Origin of the sequence: Bifidobacterium santillanense, from assembly GCF_018555385.1 — a bacterium.
In the GTDB taxonomy this organism is placed as follows: domain Bacteria; phylum Actinomycetota; class Actinomycetes; order Actinomycetales; family Bifidobacteriaceae; genus Bifidobacterium; species Bifidobacterium santillanense.
Genome location: NZ_JAFEJS010000001.1, coordinates 102,430 through 123,109, shown reverse-complemented (window position 1 = coordinate 123,109; position 20,680 = coordinate 102,430). Strand labels below are relative to the sequence as shown.

Genomic DNA, 20,680 nt, shown 5'->3' with positions numbered 1-20,680 from the left:
GAACCCCACCGCCGATCGGCCGGCGGACGCCGTTCACGCCTCGGCGAAACGCGTGACGTCGGCCGACGCGGACGTCGGACGGGAGCGCCTGATCCGCCCCACGGCGAGCCCCACGCAGGTGAACGCGAGCGCGAACAGGGCGACGAGCCCGAGGGAACCGGCCCATCCGGCGACGTCTGTGCCGCCGGTCGCGGCGGTGCCGATGCCGAGCGCGTCGTCGATGGACATGCAGTACCACCAGCCGGGCAGCATGCGGCCGATCGCGAGCATCGGCGCGGGGATCATGTCCAGCGGGAAGGTGGCGCCGGAGGTGAACAGCAGCACCAGACCGAACACGTTCGCGAAGCCGTTGGCCATCGTGTCGCTGCAGCCGGTCTCGCCGAGCATGAAGCCGCAGGCGACGGTCATCACCGCGTACACGCAGGCCGACAGGGCCGTCATCGCGACGCCCGGCGCCGGAAGACGCATGGGGTCAAGGCCCGCCGCGAGCATCAGCCCGAGGGCCGCGACGAGGTAGCCGGCCACGACGATCAGCGCGAACGCGCACAGGGTGGCCATGCGCTGCATGCCCATCGCCGCGGAGCGCTGCGGCGAGGCGATCAGACGCCGTCGGACCTCGCCGATGTTGAACACGCCCATCACCAGCGCCGTGCAGACGGTCATGGCGAGGAAGATCGGATAGAGCACGGTCTTCATCATGCCGCCGAACCCGTCGGCGAGCGAGGCGCGGGCCTCGGCCTCGTTCTCGTCGGCGGATTCGCCCGTGTGGTCGATGCGGACCGCGGGGTTCGCCTTGTCGTCGCGGACGAGGTCGCCCGCGCGTTTCGCCGCGGCGGACAGGTCGCTCGTGGTCAGTCCCGTCAGCGTGCCCTCCACGCCGTTCGAGAGATCGGTGCCGTTCGCGACGTTCGCGAAGTCCACGGCGACGTGCTCGCCGATGAGCGAGGTGCGCGTCATGGACAGGAATCCGGTGACGCCCATGGAGGCCATCGAGCCGGCGCCGGACGTGTAGCTGGTGACGGTCTCGACCTCGGGGGGCCTCGCCGCGTCCGCGTCGGCGTCCGATGCGCCGTCCGTGGTGACGGAGGCGATCAGCCCGTCGGCGTACCCGTCGGGGATGATGACGATGAGGTCGACCCAGTTCGAGGCGACGGCCTGCTGGAGGGTTTCGGGGTCGTCGTCGATGTCGACGAGGTCGTTGCCCTCGGCCAGGTACGAGCGCATCGCGGAGGCGATGTCGCCGCGGTCGCGGTCGCGGTCGACGATGGCGACCGTCGCCCGGCCGGGCGTGTAGGTGTCGCCGGCGTCGTCGCCGGCCCCGCTCAGGGCGGAGCCTCCGACGGAGAGCATCATGACGCCGATGAGCACCAGATAGATGAGGATGTAGAGCCGGTGCGCGACGAGAATGCGCAGCGTCGCCTTACAGGTGTTCATAGCGTTGCTCCTTCAGCATGATGACGCCGGCGGCGAGGAAGAGGACGCTCATGGCGATGAGGATCCCGCAGGTCGCGGCGAACGGACGGTAGCTGTCGAAATAGAGGATGTCGTAGAACAGGTTCGTCACCTGCTGGGCGGGGTTGACGAGGGCGAGGACGGGCGCGTGGCGGGTGATCCAGTCGCTCAGGTTCATCGCGAACTGGCCGTACAGGCCGGAGAGGAGCGACAGCGTGCAGGGGATGGCGCTGGACAGTCCCATCTTGACGCTGTGCGGGAGCTTCGGGATCGCGCCGATCATCGTGCCGAGCGCGCAGGCCGTGAACGAGGCGACCGCGACGGCGGCGACCGCGGCCGGCTCGCGCCCGCCGAGCGGGATGCCGCAGACGTAGCGGATGTAGGCGAGGGCGACGGTCAGGCTCGCCGCGGAGCACAGCCAGCTGGCAAGGAATCCGGCGATGAGCTGTCTGCCGCGTCCCAGCGGCGCGACCGTGCGGCGGATGCCCAGCGCGGACAGGTTCGCCTGCGCCGTGGTGACCGCGGAGATCGAGTAGCCCATCGCCATCAGGCAGGCCATGCCGAGCAGCGCGTAGTAGTATCGCGCGGTCATGTTCGGCTTGGCGTTCGTCAGGCTCGTCTCCCGGGTGAGTCCGGCGACGTCGCCGACGGACGACCAGAACTCGCGGCTCGCCGCGGCCTGCGGGCGGCGTGCGATCAGGTCCCTGACGGAGGCGTCGGTGCGGTTGTACAGATTGAGCATGGTGTCGATCGCGGCCACGGTGATGGCCGTGTTGGAGTCGCCCGCCGTCGACATCGCGCCGCCGCGGATCGCGCTCGCCGTGGCGGGCGACAGGGTCAGGGACAGCATCCCGTGCCCGTCGACGCGCAGATAGCCGGCGGCCCTCCCGTCGGCGAGCGCCGTGCGGGCCTCGTCGAGGGTGTCGGCGTCGACGGCCTCGAGCAGTCTCGTGCGGTCGCCGCCGGCGCCGGCGAAGGCGTCGTCGCCGGAGTCGGACGAGGAGCGTTTCTCCCCGGACAGCACGTCGACGAAGGCCTTCGCCCCGTCGGCCTTGTCCCAGTTCGCGTCCTGGACGACCGCCAGCGGGATGGCCTTGATCTCGTATCCCTCGTTCAGGTCGGCGAGCATGCCGTTGAACAGGGTCGAGAGCGCCAGGGGGAAGACGATGAGCCAGAACAGGGCGCTGCGGTTTCTCAGATTGGTTTTGAGGGTCGTGACGAATGTGGACCACATGGTGTCCTCCTTTCGGTGCCGGTCGGCGGGTCAGTCCCTGAGGGCCTTGCCGGTCAGTTCGAGGAACACGTCGTTGAGGCTGGGAGGCCGGCTGGTGAGGTGTCCGATGTTGGCGCCGCGTTCGCGCAGCGCGCCGATGAGGTCGACGAGGTTGTGCTCGCCGCGGCGGCAGCGTATGTCGAGTTCGCGGCCGTCGTAGGTCGCCTCGATGACGCACGGCAGGGCGCGCACGGCGGCGAGCGCCGGGTCGTCCAGGTCGAGGGTCTCGATGGTGATGCGCTCGCCGGTGTCGATCATGGCCTTGAGCTCGTCGGCGGTGCCGAGCGCGAGGTGCCGGCCGTGGTCCATGATGAGGATGCGGTCGCAGATCCGCTCGACCTCCTCCATGTAGTGGCTCGTGTAGACGACGGTGGCGCCGGCCCGGTTGAGCCTCTCGATGCCTTCGAGGATCGCGTTGCGGCTCTGCGGGTCGACGGCCACGGTGGGCTCGTCGAAGAAGATGAGGTCGGGCCTGTGGGCGATGCCGCAGGCGATGTTGAGACGCCGCAGCAGGCCGCCGGAGAGCTTGCGGGGGCGGTATTTGCGGAAGTCGCCCAGGCCGGCGAAGTCGATGGCCTCCTCGACCAGCGGCGCGCGTTCGGCTTTTCTCGGCACGTACAGGGAGCAGAAGTAGTCGATGTTCTCGGCGACGGTGAGCTCGTCGAACACGGCCACGTTCTGCGGCACGATGCCGATGCGGCGCTTCAGCGCGTAGCTGGTGGGGGTCATCGGCTCGCCGAAGACGCGTATGGCGCCCGAGTCGTAGGTGAGCAGCGCGAGGATGCAGTTGATGGCGGTGGTCTTGCCCGAGCCGTTGGGTCCGAGCAGGCCGAAGATCTCGCCCCGGCGCACCTCGAGGTCGAAGTGGTCGAGCGCGATCATGTCGCCGTAGCGTTTGACGAGTCCGTCGACCTTGACCGCCGGAGGCGTCGGCCCGGCCGTCGTTCCGTTCTGTGTCGTCATGACCGTTTCCCCTTTCCCGTGCGTCGTGCACGTCCGTTGTCCTCATTGTCCTGCGTGCGGCGTCGCCGTTCCACCGACGAACGTCACCTTCCCGCGCGGGCGGGCGTGACATTTGTCATCGGCGCGCCGGCGCGGACTAAGCTGGAGGTGTTCGGGAAGACCACGAGGGGAGGCGGGTATGCGCGAGCTGGCGGTCAAGACGCTGTTGTTCGCCTTGTGTCTGGCGCTTTCCGCCCCGGTACTCGACGCGTTCTCCCCGTGGACGGTCGCGGGTGACGCGCCGATGACGGCCGGCATGCTGCTGGCCGTGTGCGCGACGGCGTCCGCCGGGTGGCTGCGCTCCCCCGGGTTGGGGAGCGGGGCGGCGGCCGGCGCCGGCTGGGTCCCGCCGGCCGCGTACGTGGCGATGGCCCTGTTCGAACCGCGGTGGTGTCTGTTCCTGCCGACGGTCGCCTATGACGCGGCGCGCGTCCATCCCGACGGTATGCGCCCCGTCCTCCGCCTCGTCGTCCGGTTCGCGTGGATCGTCCCGCTGCTGCGATGCGCGCTCCCGTACCTCCCGTATCTCCGGGGCGTCGAAGGCCCGGAGGCGTCCGTCGCACCGTCCCTTCTGCTGACGGCCGCCCTGTGCGCGGGGCTCGGATTCGCGTTGGGGCGCTCGGACGACGTCGCCGCGGCGTCGCGCCGGGCGCTGCGCATGGAGCGGGACCGGGCCCGCGAGTCCGCGCGCGGCGCCCGCACGCGCATCGCCGACATGGACGAGGAGCGTTCGCGCGCGGTGCGCATCGCCACGCTCGGCGAGCGCACGCGCATCGCCCGCGAGATCCACGACAACGTCGGCCATCTGCTCACGCGGGCGATCATGCAGGCGAAGGCGGGCGGGGTCGTGGCCGACGCGACCGGCGACGCCGTCGCCTCGCGCGGATTCGCCGAATTGGGCGGAACGTTGGACGACGCGATGACGATGGTGCGCCGCTCCGTGCACGATCTGGAGGACGACGGCACCGATTTCGCGGCGCAGATCGACGCGGCAGCCCATGCGTTCGACGGCGGGTCGTCCGGTCTGGATGTGGCGCTGACGCGCGACGTCGCCTCCGCGCCGGCCCCGGTCGCCCGATGTCTCGCGACGGTGATCCGCGAGTCCCTGTCGAACGTGGCGCGGCACAGCGGGGCGCGCTCCGCCACGGTCACGTTGCGCGACTTCCCCGCGATCTGGCAGCTGGTCGTGCTCGATCCGGGCCCCCGTCTCGACGAGGACGAGGAGGCCGCGCGGGCCGAGGGCGAGGCGCCGCGCGGCATGGGGCTCGCGGACATCGCCGAACGCGTGCGGGCGGTCGGCGGCACGTCGGTGTGCGGCCCGTACGGCGACGGATGGCGCGTGTTCGTCGCCGTGCCCAAAGGGCCATGGTCGACCACGCGGCAACCGGATACGCGGCCGCGACCCGTCTCCCCCGGGCGGAACGACGCCGGAATCATGAAACCGAACGGAGGCGCATGATGCGCATCGCGATAGCCGATGACGATCCGATCGTCTGCCAGTCGCTGGCGACGATCCTCGAGGCCACGGGCACGGCCGATGTGCTGTGGACGGCGAACGACGGCGACTCCACCGTGCGCCGGTACTTCGAGTCGCCCTCGAGCAGGCCGGACGTGCTGCTCGTCGACGTGCAGATGCCGGGGCGCGACGGACTCGACGCGGCCCGCGAGATCCTCTCCAAGGATCCCGCCGCCCGCATCCTCGTGCTCACCACGTTCGTGGACAAGGCGTACATCGACCGGGCGATGGCGCTGGGCGCGAGGGGCTACCTCATCAAACAGGACGTGGGCTCCGTGGTCCCCGCGCTCAACGCGGTCATGGCCGGTCAGGTGGTGCTGGGCGCCGACGTGCTCGGCAAGCTCACTGCGCCGGCGGCGTCGGCCGGTACCGTCGGACGTGGAGGTGGCGCCTCCGCCACCGCGTCCGGTTCCGATGCGGCCGCAGCGTCCGTCATCCAGGCGGACGGTGCGATGGACGCGATGCTGAGCGACCGCGAGCGCGACATCGCCGCGCTCGTCGCCGAGGGATTGGACAACCGCGACATCGCGGCGAAACTGTTCCTGAGCGAGGGCACCGTGCGCAACCGTGTGAGCGCGATTCTCGACAAGCTGGGCCTAACGAACCGCACCCAGCTCGCGATCCTATGGATCCGCGAGCACCGGTGACCCCGTTGACCGCGTCCCGCATGAGCCTATTCCATTCGAACCAACAACGGTCAACCGCAGGGCATGATCCTCAACGGCTACAAGGAGCAACGGCAACGAGCACCGAGTTCACCGACTACGACACCAGCGAATACCTCGAGAGCGAGCGGGACGTCATTGCCTATCTGAACGCCGTCGCCGAATACAACGATCCGGCACTCATGCAGGTCGCCCTCGGCAACGTCGCCAGGGCACGCGGCATGACGCAAATCGCCGGGAAAGCAGGTGTGGGGTCACGAAGACCTCTATAAGATTGATCAAGAATGGGCAATCGCCGACCTGTCCCCGTTTGGGGTGCATGATGAAATTTCCCGGATGACAAAGGAGCTGATGACCACCGATGCAGTTATCGGAGATGTCTAAGGATCAACTGGTTGCGATCATGCAGCCGTTGGACCGCCGGTACGCGAGATTGGCCGAACTGGAGGACGACATCGCGGCCGGAGAGGAGATTCTGAAAGCCGCGGACAAGGCACGTTCGAGGTCGGTCGGATGGTCGTGCGTCGCGATCTTCATGGCGGTGTACGCGCTGGTGGTCGCATTCGCGGACGAAACCGATTTTCCCATGTCCGTGAAGATCGTCCTACTCGTTGCAGGCGTGCTGATCGGTGGACTCTCCCTGCTTTCGGCCCACGCCCAATATGCAAAATACGCGGGGTATGTGGACGGGGTGATCCCGAAGGCGCTTGAGGCCATGAATGAAGATCGGAAGCTGATCGCCGAAACGAACAAGAGCATCAGGCCGGTCAGTCTGCTGTTTCCGAACTCATGTCGGAATGCAGAGGCGAACGCGTACATGCTGGAGCTGCTGCTGTGTGGTCGCGCGACGGATTTCAATACGGCGATCACGCTCTGGGAGTCGCATGCGCACATGATGCGCATGGAGAATTTCGAACGGATGAAGGTCGAGGAGGCGCGTAAGCAGACGACGGCGCTTCGGATCTCCGCGGCCGCGCAGGTCGGTCAGGCGTTCGAGGCGCATCGTCAGACGAATGAGCTACGCGGCCTGCGCGACGATCTGCAACATATGAGGCAATAGGTGACGGTCATGGACGAATATAGGGAGAAGGCACGCAGAACCCGTCTGCTACTGATCGCAGCCGGCGTTCTGTTGGGAGTTGCACTGCTGTGCGACGGATTGGTGATCGTCTCAAACAATGCGGCGGATTCCACGACGGCATCCGGTTCGAAGGACGACTATTCACAATACGATGAGACGGATCAGTCGTCCGACGACACGGATTCCGATTCCTCTTCTTCAGACGGTGGGCATGATGCGGCATCCGATGACGCAACGTCATCAGACTCAACGAACACAGCCGGAGCATCATCGGATGCCTCTTCCGGTTCGACCGGTTCCTCCACCGGTTCGACCGGTTCCGAATCGTCATCATCATCAACCGGTTCGACCGATCTTCCTCAAGCATCGCAGAATGATACGGTCCCCGGCCCCGGCTATGGGCTACGCAACATGGGCTCGCCGTCCGACGCGATCGGCTACGACAAGTACGCGAGCTACCAGTGCGCGGAAGGCAACTCGGGCATGCTGACCACGTGCAGCAACATCTACGTGCTCATGGGCGGTAGCATGGCCTATCTGCCGTTCGGCTACGAGAACGCGAACGCACAGGGCGAGTTCATCCCCGTCGACGAGAACGGCAACGGGGTCATCGACGGCGCGGAGGGCGGCCCCTACATCGACGGCGCACCCGCTGACGCCGTGCAGTGACATGAAACGGATGACTGGCATACGGGAATACGCAGCATGTTGGCAACGGGCCGGAGGATCGATCCCATCCCCTCGATCCGTTGCCAACAGACCGAGCCCAACGTTGCGCGACTGCAGGCGCCGGTAATTTTCTACTCGCCATAGGTGCGGCCATTATCATGGAATCTACCTGAAAGCATGAAGCCAAAGGAGGATGCAATGTCGCTGGGAACCATTGATTTGCTGAGGAACGCGGGCATCGACCCGAACGATGTCGTGTTGATCCGCCATACGGTGGCCAGAGTCGGACGGTTCGCAAGACTTGGATATCTGCGTGAGCGAACCGGGATGCAGTCCGAATCGTTCATCGGACGAGATAAGTCCTATTGGATGACGTTCATGGGCGAGCCCGGAGGCACGACCCGTTTTGCCGCACTGTACAAGCTGACGGGGAGACAACCGCTTGAGACAGGTCTACCTGCCGGATACCCGAGCCAGGAGTTCAATCCCGGCGATGAGATGTACAGTCTCGTTCCATGCGATTTGCTTGCTGAGTACGAGAACCGTCTGACCATCGATTGGGGCGGTTCATATGTCAAGTGGGCTCAATACGGCACGAACGACAAGCGTATCGTCTCCATCGAGGAACGCAAGCCGCAGTTCCCGGGATTCGACAAGCTCCTGTTGTCATTCGACGACCTGTCCGACATCATCGGCAATCCGGAACTGTACAGTGCCTACCGCGATGCGATGAGTCAGGTCTCAGCCGTCTACCTCGTGGTGGACACGGTGAGCGGCCAGCAGTACGTCGGCTCCGCCTACGGAGAGAACGGTCTGTGGGGCAGATGGACGGAATACGCCAGCACCAATGGAGAAGGCGGCAACAAGCTGATGCATGATCTCATGTCCGAACATCCGGACAGGTACCATGCTCTCCAGTACACGGTGCTCAGGATTCTTGACAAGACCACGCCCATGACGGACGTCATTGCACTCGAAGGAGTGTACAAGCAGAAGCTCGGTAGTAGGGCCTTCGGGCTGAACGCCAACTGAGCAGAGCAATCACGGTTCTTTCATCGACGATGACACCGATGAAAGAACCGTTTCCGCATGCAACGATGCATGCGTCATCCCGAAGATGAATCGTGGGACATCACATGTCGCGATATTTCGACGAGCCTCCCCCGACGTTCCGCAATGCTCCCCTTATCTCATTCAGGGAGTCGTTCATTCCCCTCAGCCGATCCTTCATCTCGAACAGGGTGGTTCTCGTCAACTCCATGAACCGGTCCATGTTCGTGGGGACCTCGCAGGAAGCGCCAATGAGATCGAACACCCCGTCCGGAATCTTCCAGCCACCTCGCACGGCATACATCCGGAGAATCCGGACGAGGGTGTCGCGATCGGGTGCTTTGACATCGACGGCAAGTCCCGCCTGCAGACGGGAGACGAGGTCGGACCCGAAAACGTCCAACCGCCACGGCGCCACGTCGGAGGCGACGACGATGCTCTTATTCGCCCAAGACAGCGTGCAGAACGTGCGCCTGAACTGTTCCAAGGCGTCGTCCTCCCCGATCAGTGACTGAACATCATCGACGAGCAGTATGTCGAGGTTGCGATAGCAACGGCTGAATTCCGCCGTTCGCCGCTGCGATTGCGCCTCGACGAACTCCTCGGAGAAGTCACCGGCGGTGACGTAGCGGACCTTCAACGTCGGATTCCGAGCAATGGCGTAATTGCCGATCGCATGCAGCAGATGGGTCTTGCCCACGCCGGATCCGCCATAGATGTACAACGGGTTGAAGCACTGTCCGGAGTCATCGGCCACGGCGAGCGCCGCGGTTCGGGCGAACCTGTTGCAGTCGCCCGGCACGAAGGTGTCGAAGGTCAAGGCCCCATCAAGAAGGGTTCCCGAATCGATGTTCCCGCTCATATCCGTATCTCCTTACGTCCCATTCCGATTCATCATGACCATTGGAATCCGGCCGAGACAAGAGCCGTCATCCGCCGATCCAGTGGATGAACTCCACATCGCCAGTATCGAGGGACATATAATGAGCAGGTAGGTTTCTACCGGTTTTCATGCTTCAGATGCGGTTTGACCGAACATAGCGAAAGGATGTGGCCATGGAACGGGATTCGGCTCGCAACGGCGCCGTGCGGTCGGAGATCGTCATCGGCATCCTCGAATTGCTTGACGAGAACACCGATCGCGAGCATGGGGTCACTGCCGCATGGATCGCCGACCGGCTCGGCGTCACCGTGAAGACGGTCAGGGGCCATCTGCACGCCTTGAGGGAGATGCGTCCTTTCGGACGCGGGGTCGGCCACATCGAGCGCGGCGAACTCAAGGATGCGGAGAGTCCGGATCCGCGTCCCGGCTGGTACATCGAACCAGTGTTCGATACAGCACAGATGCGGCTGCTCGCCGACGGCGCGGCGCTATCCCGTTCGGACGGGGCATACCTGCAGGATCTTGTCGCCAAGATCTACGCCTTTGCCGGCCGTTCCAGACAGCTCGGTATACGCGGGCCGCTGATGACTCCCAAGCACTACAATCGGGAGTCCCTCAGCAACATCGAACGACTGAACGATGCCATTGCCCATGAGCGGGGAATCCGCTTCCACTACTGCACGTATGACGTCGACGGCGAACTCGTGCCCCGACTAGGAGCGGACGGTCATCCGAGGGAATATATGGCCGACCCGTACGATCTGCGGTACAAGAACGGGAAATACTACCTCATCTGTCATCTGCAGCCATACGATGATTTGGCCTATCTGCACGTCGAGCGCATCCGCGATCTGATGGTCGACGTGGACGACCACACGTTGAATCGCACATTCGACAGCTTCGCTGACGAAAACGGAGATCCGATCGACCTCACGGCGTTCATGGACGAACGCCCCTATCCCTCACCGGGGCCGGCGGTACCGGTGAGGTTGCGCGTCGAAGGCGGTCTCGAGCCGGTGTTCGACTGGTTTCCCGACGCGCAGGCCACACAGGTCGGTGACGACGCCTACGAAGTGACCGTCAAAGCGACCCCGTGGTCGACGACCTGGTGGGCTCTGCAATACACCATCAGCGGCGTCCACATCACGGTGCTGGAGCCGGAGTCGATCCGGGATGAGCTGCGACGGGCCGGCCGCATCCTGCTCGACCGTTACGAGTGAGCAGATCGTCCGTCGACTACACCGACCGTCAGCTGTTCTTCATGACGATGCTGTCGACGGTGTTGGCGACGCGTTCGCAGTCGTCGGAGCACTGCTCCAGGTGGCGGTACACGTCGTGCCAGGCGAAGACCTGCAGCGGATCGGTGCAGGTGGTGTGCAGCGTCCTCATCGCCTTGATGAACACGTGGTCGGCGTCGGTCTCGATGGTGTTGACGGCGAACACGAGCTCGCGCAGCGTCCTGGAGCGCTTGAAGCGCGGCAGCTCGTCGACCAGCTCGCGGATGCGCTCCGTGGCGCGCACGACCATGTCGGCCATCTCGATCGCGTCGTCGCGCATGTCGGTGACGTTGTCGTAGTACAGGCGGTCGAGCACGCCCTCGATCGAATCGGTCACGTCGTCGAGGACGTGGCTCAGCTCGGCGATGTCCTCGCGGTCGAACGGCGTGATGAACGCGGTCACCAGCTCGTCCATGAGGCCGTGGCGGATCTTGTCGGCGGACTGTTCGATACCGTGCATCTCCTCCATGCGATCGCGCAGACGCTCGTGGTCGAAGCCGTGCATCACGTCCGACAGCAGATGCGCGGCCCTGCACGCGTGCTCGGCGCTGTCGCGGAACGAGTCGAAGTAGAAGGAGTCGTTCTTCCTCGCCATGGGATGTGTTGTCCTTTCCTTGTGAACGGGCGTGTCGGATGTCAGAAGACGAACATGAAGAGCTTGGCCATCGCGTAGCTGATGATGCCGCAGCCGGGGAACGTGAACACCCAGGTGAGCATCATGTCGCGCACCACGCCGAAGTTGATGGCGGACAGGCGGCGCACGGCGCCCACGCCCATGATGGCGCTGGTCTTGGTGTGCGTGGTGGAGACGGGGATGCCGAGCACGGTCATCAGCAGCAGGCACAGCGCGCTGGACAGGTCGGCGGAGAAGCCCTGGTACTTCTCGAGACGGACCATGTCCATGCCTACGGACTTGATGATCTTCTCGCCGCCGACGGAGGTGCCGACGCCCATGATGGTGCTGCACAGGATCATCAGCCACACGGGGATGATCACGCCGGCGACCGACGGCTGGCCGTTGCTCAGGGCCATGCCGAGGAACAGCACACCGATGAACTTCTGGCCATCCTGGGCGCCGTGCATGAAGCTCATCGCGGCGGCGCCGACGATCTGCGCGCCGGTGAAGAAGCCGTCCGTGCGGCGACGGTCGATGCCGGCGCATACGAGGGTCACGGCCTTGCACACGAGCCAGCCGACGGCGAAGCCGAGCAGGAGGCTGGCGACCAGACCGTAGAGCACCTTGACCCATTCGCCCATGTTGATGCCGGCGATGCCGCCCTGGATGGCGATCGCCGCGCCGGACAGGCCCGCGATCAGGCTGTGGCTTTCGGAGGTGGGGATGCCGAGCGTCGAGGCGCCGACACTGTAGACGACGATCGAGAACAGGGCGGCGCACAACGCGATCAGCGCGGCGTGGGAGTCGCCGCCGAAGTCGACCATCGTGCTGATGGTGGAGGCGACCGACGAGTTGATCTGCGTCATGAGGAACACGCCGAGGAAGTTGAACACGGCCGCCATGATCACCGCGGACCGCACGCGCATGCAGCGGGTGGTTACGCACGTGGCGATGGCGTTGGGCGCGTCCGTCCAGCCGTTGACGAAGATGACGCCGAGCGTCAGCAACGTCGTCACGAGCAGCGCCGGGTTCGCGAGCATCTGTTGGATGAAATGGGCCAACGACACGTCCAAGGGATCGATCACCTTCTTCTTCGCAGGATGGGCGGAAACCGTCAGGTCGATTGTAACCGATGCGCGACTACGTAGCCGACTCCGCGCCGATCGTGTCCTTCATCCACACCACTCCGGCCCTGCGGGCATGTCGGACGCGGATGTGCGACAATGGACATGAAAATAGACATGATGTCAATTTACGATGCGCTTGGAGGTGCGTCATGGAAGGAACCCTCGCCCGCGTTGCCGCGATGCCCGATTGGGCCCGCCACGGGATCTTCTGGCACGTCTACCCTCTGGGGTTCTGCGGATGCGACATCCGCCCCTCGGGACCGCGCGAGTTCCACGGGCGCGGGCTCGACGCCCTGATCCCGTGGCTCGGCTATGTACGCGATCTCGGAGCGTCGGGACTGCTGCTGGGGCCGATCTTCGAATCCGCCACGCACGGCTATGACACGCTCGACCACATGCACGTCGACGTGCGCCTCGGCGGCGACGAGGCGTTCGACCGCCTGGCGGCGGCCTGCCGGGACATGGGCCTGTCCATCGTCCTCGACGGCGTGTTCAACCACGTCTCCCGCTCGCATCCGGCCGTCAGGGCCGCGATCGACGAGGCGAACGGCGCGCTCTCGCCCGAAGACGGGCAGTGGCGCGGACTGGTGCGGGCGACGCGCGACGCCGACGGCAACCCGACGTTGGGCGTGTTCGAGGGGCACGACGACCTGGTCGACCTCGACCATGACAGCGAGGCGACCGTCGACTACGTGGCGCGCGTGATGAACCACTGGATCGACCGCGGCGCCTCCGGATGGCGTCTCGACGCCGCGTACGCGGTGCCGACCGGATTCTGGGCGAAGGTGCTGCCCCGCGTGAGGGCGGCGCACCCGTACACGTGGATCTTCGGCGAGGTCATCCACGGCGACTATCCGGCTGTCGTCGAGGAGTCGGGCATGGATTCGGTCACGCAGTACGAGCTGTGGAAGTCGATCCAGCATGCGCTCGAGACCGACAACTTCTTCGAGCTCGACTGGAACCTCACGCGCCACAACGCGTTCCTCGACGCGTTCGTGCCGCAGACGTTCATCGGCAACCACGACGTGACGCGCATCGCCTCCCAGATCGGTCCGGACAAGGCCGCGCTGGCGCTGGCGGTGCTGATGACGGTCGGCGGCGTGCCGAGCATCTACTACGGCGACGAGCAGGGGTACGTGGGAGTCAAGGAGCAGCGCTTCGGCGGCGACGACGACGTGAGGCCGAAGTTCCCCGACTCCCCCGATCGGCTCTCGCGGCTCGGCGAACCCGTGTACCGGATGCATCAGGCGCTCATCGCGATCCGCCGGCGCAATCCGTGGCTGCTCGACGCGCGCACCGAGAAGGTGCTGCTCGAGAACAGGCGGTTCGTCTACCGCACGGTCGCGGCGGACGGCTCCGACCGGCTCACCGTGGAGCTCGACGTCGAGTCGAAGCCGTCGTTCTCGATCCGCGACGCGGCGGGGACGATGCTCTACCGCTACTGATCAGCGGCCACGGAACGGGACGCGCCCGCGGCGGCCACCGCTCCTGCGGGCGTTTCCGGAACCGCCATGACGGCGGTCGTCCTTCCTCTCGCCGTACTTGGCGGCCATGCGGCGCTCATGGCGCTTGACGGCCTCGGAACGCTCGTCGATGACGATGCGGTTCTCATCGCGGCGGTGGATGCGCTTGCCGGACTTGGTTGATCTGGCCGACTTGGCCGACCTCATCGACTGGGCCGGCTTGCCGGATCCTCCGTTCGCCCCGCGGTCGCGGCGGCTCGATGCGCTCCCTTCGTCGCCGCGGCGGTTCCGACGGACGCGCTTCGCCCCGTCCCGTTCCTCGGCGTCCTCCGCCGAATGCCGTGGCATGTGGGCCAGGGCCTTGGCTTCGTCCTCGCCCGTCACCTTCGCCGCCTTGGCCTTGGCGGCCTTGGCCTTGTTGCGACGCGGGTCGCCGGCGGGCTGGGTGTCGTCGAGGCTCCAGTCCTTGACGATCGGCGCCTTCTCCCCCATGAGCTCCCTGACCTCGTCGGAGGCGTGGGTCACCTTGACCGGCTTGACCGTGATGCCCGCGGCCTTCAGCAGGCGCGAGGCCTCGCGACGCTCGTAGGGCAGCACGATCGTGACCACGTCGCCGGCGCGTCCTGCGCGCGCGGTGCGGCCCGAACGGTGCGTGAACGACTTGGGGTCGGCCGGCGGGTCGACCTGGACGACGAGCTCGACGCCGGACACGTCGATGCCGCGGGCCGCCACGTCGGTGGCGACCAGCACGTTCACGTCGCCCTCCTCGAACGCGGCGAGATTGCGGTCGCGCTGGTTCTGGTTGAGGTTGCCGTGCAGCTGCGCGGCCGGCACGCCGCTGTTCGTCAGGCTCTTGGCGAGCTTCTTCGCCTGGAACTTGGTGCGGGTGAACAGGATGCGCCTCCCGACGCCGGAGGCGAGCTGGCGGACCACCTCGAACTTGTCGGCCTTCTCGACCTCGAACACGTGCTGGGTCATCAGATCGGGCTCGGCGTTCACGTCGTCGACGCTGTGCGTCTTGGGATCGTGGAGGAACTCGCGCACCAGCTCGTCGACGCCGTGGTCGAGCGTGGCGGAGAACAGCATGTGCTGCGCGTCCCCGGGGATACGCTCGAGAAGACGGCGCACCTGCGGCAGGAAGCCCATGTCGGCCATCTCGTCGGCCTCGTCGAGGACCACGACCTCCACGTCGGACAGGGTGAGCAGACGCTGGTTCAGCAGATCCTCGAGACGGCCCGGACAGGCCACCACGACGTCGGCGCCGGCCATGAGGTCGCGCACCTGGCGGTTCTGCTTGACGCCGCCGTACACGGTGGTGGTGGTCATGCCGGCCATCTGGGCGAGCGGACGCATGACGTCGTTGATCTGGTTGGCGAGCTCGCGCGTCGGCGCGAGGATCAGGCCGCGCGGATGCGGCAGGAAGTCGCCGGCCTCGCGTTCGGCGAGGCGCTCGCGACGCACGTGCTTGACGTTGCGCCGGTACTCGGCCATCGGCATGCCGGGCTCCCACGCGGCCTCGTTGAGGCGCGCGGCGGTCGGGATGCAGAAGGCGAGGGTCTTGCCGGAGCCGGTGCGGCCGCGGCCGAGGATGTCGCGGCCCGCGAGGGAGTCGGGCAGGGTGTCCGCCTGGATGGGGAACGCCTCGCGCTTGCCGTCGGCGTCGAGCACGCGCAGGAGCGGGCCGGGCACGCCGAGTTCGGCGAAGGTGACGGTACGGTCGTCGCCGCTCACGGACGACGAGGGAAAGACGGAATCGGAATCGAAGGATGCAGTGGGCACGGTGGCCTTTCATGTGGACAAGGCGCGGCAATCCCCGCGCAAACCCGTCCACATTACCCCGTGCCCGCTACTTCCCGCCGCGCCCTGCCGTCCGCCCGATCCGGCTCAGACGTAGTTGCGTTCGATGAGGATGTCGGAGACGGTGAGGTTCGCGTCGTTGACGAGGTTGAACAGGATCACGTCGGCGAGCTGGCCGGGGTCCATGAACGTGTGCTGCTTCTCCTCGGACACGTAGTCGTGGCTGTCGCGGTAGAAGGCGGTGTCGATGCCTCCCGGGTAGACGCCGACGATCTTGACGCTCGACCCCTTGTAGGCGGCCTTGAGACTCTGCGTGTAGCCCTTCTCGCCCCACTTGGTGGCGCAGTAGACGGACTCGTTTGCATTGCCGCGCGTGGCGGCGGTGCTCATCACGTTCGCGATCTTGAGATCCCGTTCGCCATCGGCCTTGAGGGTCTCGACGCTCCACAGGATCATGCCCTTCAGTCCCTTGAGGCACTTGTCGACGTCGGCGGCCTCGTAGGCGGTGGGCTTCTTGAAGGAGGGCTGTCCGGCGTTGTTGATGAGCAGATCGATGTGGCCGAGCCCCGCGATCTCGGCGACGGACTCCCGGGCGAACGCCTCATCGGACACGTCGCCGACGAAGCCCCGGTATTGATCGGCCGGGAATTCGTCGGCGAGCGCGGCCTGGCGTTCGGCGTTGAAGTCGATGCCGGCCACGAACCAGCCTTTGGCGATGAGGCGCCGGGTCAGCTCGTAGCCGAGTCCGAGGGCGCTTCCGGTGACGATCGCGATGTGCCTGCCGTTCGCGGCATCCGCCATGATGACCTCCTGCTTGCGTTGCACCGGTCGTATAGGATTCCGGTGCGGTTGGATCTCATGGCAAGGCTATCGAACCGGACGGACGCGCGTTTCGCCCGGAAACGCTGGGTTTCGGCCCGTTCGGAGCGTCAGGCGATCCGCGAGGCGGAGGTCGGGTACCACATCGCGAACCAGTTCTCCTCGTCGGGGTGGGCCAGGTGTTCGGCGACCCAGCCGCGGGCGACGGCGAAGAAGTCGTCGATCAGGGTCTGGTACTCGGCGGAGAGCAGGACGTTCAGGGATGTTCCGTTCGTGTGGCTACGCATCGCGATCATTGCTCCTTAGCGGTATGGCATGCCGGAGCGGATGTCGGAATCATCCGCAGGGCATGTGCGATTTGTTGGTTATCCGTTCGCTTGTCCACTGCAGCTGGAAGCTGATTACAGAATATGCCGCGTCGCGGGTCCGCACCGGCCGAGACATATCGCTTACGGGCCGAGGAATAGTAAAATCGTATTTCATGCGGGACGGCGCGATGAGCGATGACGACGGGATGGGACTGGAGGCGGAGCGGATCATGGCACACGGATGCGGAGATACGGAGGAACCGGGGACGAAGCGGATCTCGGTGCTGTCGGATCTGTCCGAGCGGGTGCCGTATGCGATACCGGGACTGCCGATCTACGCGAGACGCGACGCGCTGTCGATCTTCGCGGACTACCGGTGCGCCTGCCACTGGCATCGCGATCTGGAGTTCGTCCGCGTGATCAGCGGCGAGATGCGCTACTTCGTCAACGGCCGCGTCACGCTGCTGCGTCCGGGCGAGGGCATGGTGGTCAACTCGTCCCGTCTGCACTACGGGTTCTCGCCGGAGAGAAGGGACGCCTGGTTCTCGTGCGCGGTGATCGGCCCATCGATCGTCGAGGGGATCGCGTCGCAGGTACGGGTCCGCTGCGAACGCGCATTCGCGCAGGATATGGACGACTTCCTGCTTCTCTCCCCCGAGGTGGAATGGCAACGCGACGTGCTGATGGGCGTCGACCGGCTCATCACGCAGATGCGCGGCGACCGTCATCCGAGCATGGGATCGGCGTGGCGGGAGCACGATCGGGCGGATGACCTCACGGATCTTGACCCCCTGCCGGCCGTGATGACCGCCATCGACCTGTACGACCGGGTGCTGGACCGTTTCCGGCCGGCGTGCGGGGACGAGGGGACGGATGCCGGGGACGACGACGCGCGCGCGGGCGACGGGACCGGAACGAACGGGACCGGCGGTGCCTCCGGCGGCAGGCGGGACGGGATGGACCAGCGCAACCGCATCGTCGTGCTGGAGATGACCGGCATGGTCCAGAGCCGGTTCGCGGAGCCCCTGGGATTGGATGACATCGCGGCGGCCGGCGCCGTGAGCCGCAGCCGGTGCTGCGCATTGTTCAAACGCTACGTGGGCCGCACGCCGAACGAGTATCTGACCGACCGTCGGATCGAGGAGGCCAAGCGGCTCCTGTGCGAAACGGACGGCGCTGTCGCGGAGATCGGACGCGCATGCGGGTTCTCGTCGTCGAGCTACTTCATCAACGTGTTCCGCCGGCGTCTCGGCGTCACCCCGCGCGAGTACCGGGCCCGGCGGTGATCCTCTCGCGGCGGGCGTCGCCCAGAACCGGCCGAGGGGGAGCCGGGCCTCGTCGGTCCGCTCCCCCTCGGTCGTCTCTCGTCTTCCGGGCTACAGGATGTCCGGATCGTCCTTGGCGATGGTGCCGGTGGCCTTGCCGATGGCCTTGAGGCCGTGGTAGGCGACGAGGATCACGATCGTGCCGATGGCGATGCCGTTGAACTGGATGCCGTTGAACGCGAACTCGAACTGACCGATGGCGATGATCATCACGATCGCGGCGACCATGATGTTGAGCGGCTTGTCGAAGTTGACCTTGTTCTCGACCCAGATGCGGATGCCCATCATGCCGATCATGCCGTAGAGCAGCGTGGTCACGCCGCCGAGCACGCCGGCGGGGATCGTGTTGATGATCGCGCCGAACTTCGGACACAGGCTCAGCAGCAGCGCGAAGCCGGACGCGCACCAGTAGGCGGCGGTCGAGTAGACCTTGGTCGCGGCCATCACGCCGATGTTCTCGCCGTACGTGGTGGTGCCCGAGCCGCCGCCGAAGCCGGCGATCGCGGTGCCGAGGCCGTCGGCGAACAGGGCGGTGCCCATCTGGTTGTCGTAGTCGCGGCCGGTCATCTGCGCGACGGACTTGACGTGGCCGACGTTCTCGGCGACGAGCACGAGCACGACCGGCAGGAACATCGGCAGGATGGAGAAGTCGACCTGCGGCGTGTGGAACTGCGGCAGGCCGAGCCAGGAGGCCTTGCCGATGGCGGAGAAGTCGACCTGGCCGCGGGCGCAGGCGTACGCGTAGCCGATGATCACGCCGAGCAGGATGTTGAGTCGTCCGGCGAGGCCGCGGAACAGGACGGCGACCAGCAGCACGGCCACGAGGGTGACGAGCGCGGTGTCGGGCGCGGCCTTGAAGTTGTTCCACACGCTGGGCGCGAGGTTGAAGCCGATGATCGCGACGATGGCGCCGTTGACGACCGGCGGCATGATGATGTCGATCCACTTGGAGCCGGCGTAGTGGACGGCCACGCCGATCAGGGCGAGCAGCAGACCGGTGACCATGATGCCGAAGCTGGCGACGGCGATGCCCTTGTGCGCGGTGGTGACCGCGGCGATCGGGGCGATGAAGCCGAAGCTGGAGCCCAGGTAGCTCGGCAGCACGTTCCTGTTGATGAGCAGGAACAGCGCGGTCGACAGGGCGGTGAAGAACAGGGTGGTGGACGGGTCGAAGCCCGTCAGGATCGGCACGAGGAACGTCGCGCCGAACATGGCGACGACATGCTGGGCGCCGATGCCCGCGGTGCGGCCCCAGGTCAGGCGCTCGTCGGGTTCGACGACCTCGCCGGGGTGCAGCGTCTTGCCGTCGCCGTGCAGTTTCCATTGGAAGATGTTGCCTTTGGGCGTGCTCATGTGAGACTCTCCTTAGCTTCTCTCGACGCGGGGGCATACGACCGCCCCGCGATTCGAAGCCATTGTAGCCGCCCAAGGGCACAGGCGGGTCACCGGCCGACGGACTTGCCGTAATATTCGAGCAGATGCGGGTCGACGGCCTGCACCACGTCCACCAGATCGCCGTTGGACAGGTACGGGCGTTTGAACTCGCGCCACGGGGAGACCTTCACCTCCCATTTGCCGCTCTGCGGGTCGAGGACGGGCCGTGCGGTCTGCTCCCAGCGCACGCGCTTGGACGTGCGCCCGGTCTCCGGGTCGCGTCTGGTGTAGTGCAGGCACGTGCAGTTGGTGATCGCCCAGTCGGGCGAGTCCGCGCGGTGGAGGAACTCCTCGTCGGACAGGTCCTCGATGGTGAGCATCAGGGCGAGCATGAAGTCGCCGTGCGTGACCATGACGACGCTGCCCAGATCGGACTTGCGCGTGAGCGACGTGAGCACGTTGTGCACGCGGTCCTCGGCGACGTCGGCGATGGACTCCCCCGCCGGCGGCCGCCAGTACAGCGGGTCCGTGTTCTTGAACATCCAGTTGCGCGCGTAGTTGGTCTTGAACTCGTCCTTGGTGATGGTGTTGATCTCGCCCCAGGAGCGTTCGCGGATGACTCGGTTCTCCTCCCATTTGGCCTTGGGCAGCGCCATCGTGGCGGCCGTCTCGCGCGTGCGCACGTACGGGGAGACCATGTACCGGTCGAACAGCTGCTGCTGGCCGACCAGCCACCGGCCGATGCAGTCGGCTTGCTTGCGTCCCACCGCGGTGAGTCTCCAGGACCGGTCGGGCACGGTCACGTTGTCCTGCGTGTACAGGGAGTTGTCCCCTCTGTTGCCGGCGTTGACGATGACGTTCGCCTCGGATTCGCCGTGGCGGATCACGTACAGATCGAGCGGCATGCTCATGCGGTTGCCTCGTTTCCGGTGTCGTGCGGTATCGGCACCAGCGTAGCCGAACGGCGGGCCCCGCGCCGGCAC

19 protein-coding genes and 1 pseudogene are annotated in these 20,680 nt (G+C 66.0%); 9 read left to right on the top strand and 11 right to left on the bottom strand.

Annotated features, from left to right (window positions below):
• Positions 1 to 33 precede the first annotated feature (33 nt).
• From JS528_RS00545 to JS528_RS00535, 3 genes are read right to left on the bottom strand one after another with little or no spacing between them, the layout of a single operon-like run.
• On the bottom strand, positions 34 to 1,434 hold the full coding sequence (locus tag JS528_RS00545; protein ID WP_214357155.1) for an ABC transporter permease: 1,401 nt from the start codon (positions 1,432 to 1,434) through the stop codon (positions 34 to 36).
• The gene (locus JS528_RS00540; protein WP_214357154.1) at positions 1,421 to 2,686 is read right to left on the bottom strand and encodes an ABC transporter permease; all 1,266 of its coding nucleotides are present in this window, start codon (positions 2,684 to 2,686) and stop codon (positions 1,421 to 1,423) included. The genes JS528_RS00545 and JS528_RS00540 overlap by 14 nt, the downstream gene beginning before the upstream one ends.
• A 30-nt stretch (positions 2,687 to 2,716) precedes the next feature.
• On the bottom strand, positions 2,717 to 3,688 hold the full coding sequence (locus tag JS528_RS00535; RefSeq protein WP_214357153.1) for an ABC transporter ATP-binding protein: 972 nt from the start codon (positions 3,686 to 3,688) through the stop codon (positions 2,717 to 2,719).
• Positions 3,689 to 3,866: 178 nt separating this feature from the next.
• On the opposite strand from JS528_RS00535, the gene JS528_RS00530 reads away from it, so the two are divergent.
• From JS528_RS00530 to JS528_RS00505, 6 genes and pseudogenes are all read left to right on the top strand, one after another.
• Positions 3,867 to 5,186: a sensor histidine kinase gene (locus JS528_RS00530; RefSeq protein ID WP_214357152.1), complete on the top strand. Its 1,320-nt coding sequence runs from the start codon at positions 3,867 to 3,869 to the stop codon at positions 5,184 to 5,186.
• Positions 5,186 to 5,890 carry a response regulator transcription factor gene (locus JS528_RS00525; protein WP_214357531.1) on the top strand — a complete coding sequence of 235 codons (705 nt, stop codon included), beginning with the start codon at positions 5,186 to 5,188 and terminating at the stop codon, positions 5,888 to 5,890. Before JS528_RS00530 ends, JS528_RS00525 begins: the two co-directional genes overlap by 1 nt.
• A 98-nt stretch (positions 5,891 to 5,988) precedes the next feature.
• Positions 5,989 to 6,162 (top strand): annotated as a pseudogene (locus tag JS528_RS11430) (addiction module antidote protein); the annotation flags it as partial.
• Positions 6,163 to 6,269: 107 nt separating this feature from the next.
• Complete coding sequence (locus tag JS528_RS00515; protein WP_214357151.1) at positions 6,270 to 6,968, top strand: hypothetical protein; 699 nt, start codon at positions 6,270 to 6,272, stop codon at positions 6,966 to 6,968.
• Between the two features lie 432 nt (positions 6,969 to 7,400).
• Positions 7,401 to 7,658, top strand: coding sequence for a hypothetical protein (locus JS528_RS00510; RefSeq protein ID WP_214357150.1), 258 nt, complete (start codon positions 7,401 to 7,403; stop codon positions 7,656 to 7,658).
• A 198-nt stretch (positions 7,659 to 7,856) separates the two neighbouring features.
• On the top strand, positions 7,857 to 8,690 hold the full coding sequence (locus JS528_RS00505) for a GIY-YIG nuclease family protein (protein WP_214357149.1): 834 nt from the start codon (positions 7,857 to 7,859) through the stop codon (positions 8,688 to 8,690).
• 100 nt (positions 8,691 to 8,790) lie between these two features.
• Here JS528_RS00505 and JS528_RS00500 read toward each other — a convergent pair whose 3' ends face one another.
• A complete protein-coding gene (locus JS528_RS00500; protein WP_214357148.1) occupies positions 8,791 to 9,570 on the bottom strand; it encodes a DnaA/Hda family protein in 780 nt (259 codons plus the stop codon).
• A gap of 194 nt (positions 9,571 to 9,764) precedes the next feature.
• On the opposite strand from JS528_RS00500, the gene JS528_RS00495 reads away from it, so the two are divergent.
• On the top strand, positions 9,765 to 10,811 hold the full coding sequence (locus JS528_RS00495) for a helix-turn-helix transcriptional regulator (protein ID WP_214357147.1): 1,047 nt from the start codon (positions 9,765 to 9,767) through the stop codon (positions 10,809 to 10,811).
• Between the two features lie 28 nt (positions 10,812 to 10,839).
• On the opposite strand, the gene JS528_RS00490 is transcribed toward JS528_RS00495, so the two are convergent.
• Together JS528_RS00490 and JS528_RS00485 are read right to left on the bottom strand one after the other, a co-directional pair.
• Positions 10,840 to 11,463, bottom strand: coding sequence for a DUF47 domain-containing protein (locus JS528_RS00490; protein ID WP_214357146.1), 624 nt, complete (start codon positions 11,461 to 11,463; stop codon positions 10,840 to 10,842).
• Between the two features lie 41 nt (positions 11,464 to 11,504).
• The gene (locus JS528_RS00485; protein ID WP_214357145.1) at positions 11,505 to 12,557 is read right to left on the bottom strand and encodes an inorganic phosphate transporter; all 1,053 of its coding nucleotides are present in this window, start codon (positions 12,555 to 12,557) and stop codon (positions 11,505 to 11,507) included.
• Between the two features lie 233 nt (positions 12,558 to 12,790).
• Between JS528_RS00485 and JS528_RS00480 the strand changes: the two genes are divergently transcribed.
• On the top strand, positions 12,791 to 14,056 hold the full coding sequence (locus JS528_RS00480) for an alpha-amylase family protein (RefSeq protein WP_214357529.1): 1,266 nt from the start codon (positions 12,791 to 12,793) through the stop codon (positions 14,054 to 14,056).
• On the opposite strand, the gene JS528_RS00475 is transcribed toward JS528_RS00480, so the two are convergent.
• The 3 genes from JS528_RS00475 to JS528_RS00465 all read right to left on the bottom strand — a co-directional run bounded on the left by JS528_RS00475 (position 14,057) and on the right by JS528_RS00465 (position 16,986).
• The gene (locus tag JS528_RS00475; protein WP_214357144.1) at positions 14,057 to 15,853 is read right to left on the bottom strand and encodes a DEAD/DEAH box helicase; all 1,797 of its coding nucleotides are present in this window, start codon (positions 15,851 to 15,853) and stop codon (positions 14,057 to 14,059) included.
• A gap of 105 nt (positions 15,854 to 15,958) precedes the next feature.
• Positions 15,959 to 16,672 (bottom strand): SDR family NAD(P)-dependent oxidoreductase, encoded by a 714-nt coding sequence (locus JS528_RS00470; RefSeq protein WP_214357528.1) that lies wholly within the window; start codon positions 16,670 to 16,672, stop codon positions 15,959 to 15,961.
• 128 nt (positions 16,673 to 16,800) lie between these two features.
• A complete protein-coding gene (locus JS528_RS00465) occupies positions 16,801 to 16,986 on the bottom strand; it encodes a hypothetical protein (protein ID WP_214357143.1) in 186 nt (61 codons plus the stop codon).
• 293 nt (positions 16,987 to 17,279) lie between these two features.
• Between JS528_RS00465 and JS528_RS00460 the strand changes: the two genes are divergently transcribed.
• Positions 17,280 to 18,284: an AraC family transcriptional regulator gene (locus JS528_RS00460; protein WP_338069752.1), complete on the top strand. Its 1,005-nt coding sequence runs from the start codon at positions 17,280 to 17,282 to the stop codon at positions 18,282 to 18,284.
• 90 nt (positions 18,285 to 18,374) lie between these two features.
• On the opposite strand, the gene JS528_RS00455 is transcribed toward JS528_RS00460, so the two are convergent.
• Both JS528_RS00455 and JS528_RS00450 read right to left on the bottom strand, forming a co-directional pair.
• Positions 18,375 to 19,676 carry a uracil-xanthine permease family protein gene (locus tag JS528_RS00455; RefSeq protein WP_214357141.1) on the bottom strand — a complete coding sequence of 434 codons (1,302 nt, stop codon included), beginning with the start codon at positions 19,674 to 19,676 and terminating at the stop codon, positions 18,375 to 18,377.
• Between the two features lie 89 nt (positions 19,677 to 19,765).
• Positions 19,766 to 20,608: a histidine phosphatase family protein gene (locus tag JS528_RS00450; protein ID WP_214357140.1), complete on the bottom strand. Its 843-nt coding sequence runs from the start codon at positions 20,606 to 20,608 to the stop codon at positions 19,766 to 19,768.
• Positions 20,609 to 20,680: the final 72 nt, after the last annotated feature.

What these genes read in the sequence shown, in the direction of transcription:
- JS528_RS00510 (WP_214357150.1), top strand. Translation starts at nt 7,401, where the DNA reads ATGGGCTCGCCGTCCGACGCGATCGGCTACGACAAGTACGCGAGCTAC.
- JS528_RS00535 (WP_214357153.1), bottom strand. Translation starts at nt 3,688, where the DNA reads ATGACGACACAGAACGGAACGACGGCCGGGCCGACGCCTCCGGCGGTC.
- JS528_RS00515 (WP_214357151.1), top strand. Translation starts at nt 6,270, where the DNA reads ATGCAGTTATCGGAGATGTCTAAGGATCAACTGGTTGCGATCATGCAG.
- JS528_RS00450 (WP_214357140.1), bottom strand. Translation starts at nt 20,608, where the DNA reads ATGAGCATGCCGCTCGATCTGTACGTGATCCGCCACGGCGAATCCGAG.
- JS528_RS00455 (WP_214357141.1), bottom strand. Translation starts at nt 19,676, where the DNA reads ATGAGCACGCCCAAAGGCAACATCTTCCAATGGAAACTGCACGGCGAC.
- JS528_RS00530 (WP_214357152.1), top strand. Translation starts at nt 3,867, where the DNA reads ATGCGCGAGCTGGCGGTCAAGACGCTGTTGTTCGCCTTGTGTCTGGCG.
- JS528_RS00525 (WP_214357531.1), top strand. Translation starts at nt 5,186, where the DNA reads ATGCGCATCGCGATAGCCGATGACGATCCGATCGTCTGCCAGTCGCTG.
- JS528_RS00480 (WP_214357529.1), top strand. Translation starts at nt 12,791, where the DNA reads ATGCCCGATTGGGCCCGCCACGGGATCTTCTGGCACGTCTACCCTCTG.
- JS528_RS00490 (WP_214357146.1), bottom strand. Translation starts at nt 11,463, where the DNA reads ATGGCGAGGAAGAACGACTCCTTCTACTTCGACTCGTTCCGCGACAGC.
- JS528_RS00505 (WP_214357149.1), top strand. Translation starts at nt 7,857, where the DNA reads ATGTCGCTGGGAACCATTGATTTGCTGAGGAACGCGGGCATCGACCCG.
- JS528_RS00465 (WP_214357143.1), bottom strand. Translation starts at nt 16,986, where the DNA reads ATGATCGCGATGCGTAGCCACACGAACGGAACATCCCTGAACGTCCTG.
- JS528_RS00470 (WP_214357528.1), bottom strand. Translation starts at nt 16,672, where the DNA reads ATGGCGGATGCCGCGAACGGCAGGCACATCGCGATCGTCACCGGAAGC.
- JS528_RS00500 (WP_214357148.1), bottom strand. Translation starts at nt 9,570, where the DNA reads ATGAGCGGGAACATCGATTCGGGAACCCTTCTTGATGGGGCCTTGACC.
- JS528_RS00545 (WP_214357155.1), bottom strand. Translation starts at nt 1,434, where the DNA reads ATGAACACCTGTAAGGCGACGCTGCGCATTCTCGTCGCGCACCGGCTC.
- JS528_RS00495 (WP_214357147.1), top strand. Translation starts at nt 9,765, where the DNA reads ATGGAACGGGATTCGGCTCGCAACGGCGCCGTGCGGTCGGAGATCGTC.
- JS528_RS00540 (WP_214357154.1), bottom strand. Translation starts at nt 2,686, where the DNA reads ATGTGGTCCACATTCGTCACGACCCTCAAAACCAATCTGAGAAACCGC.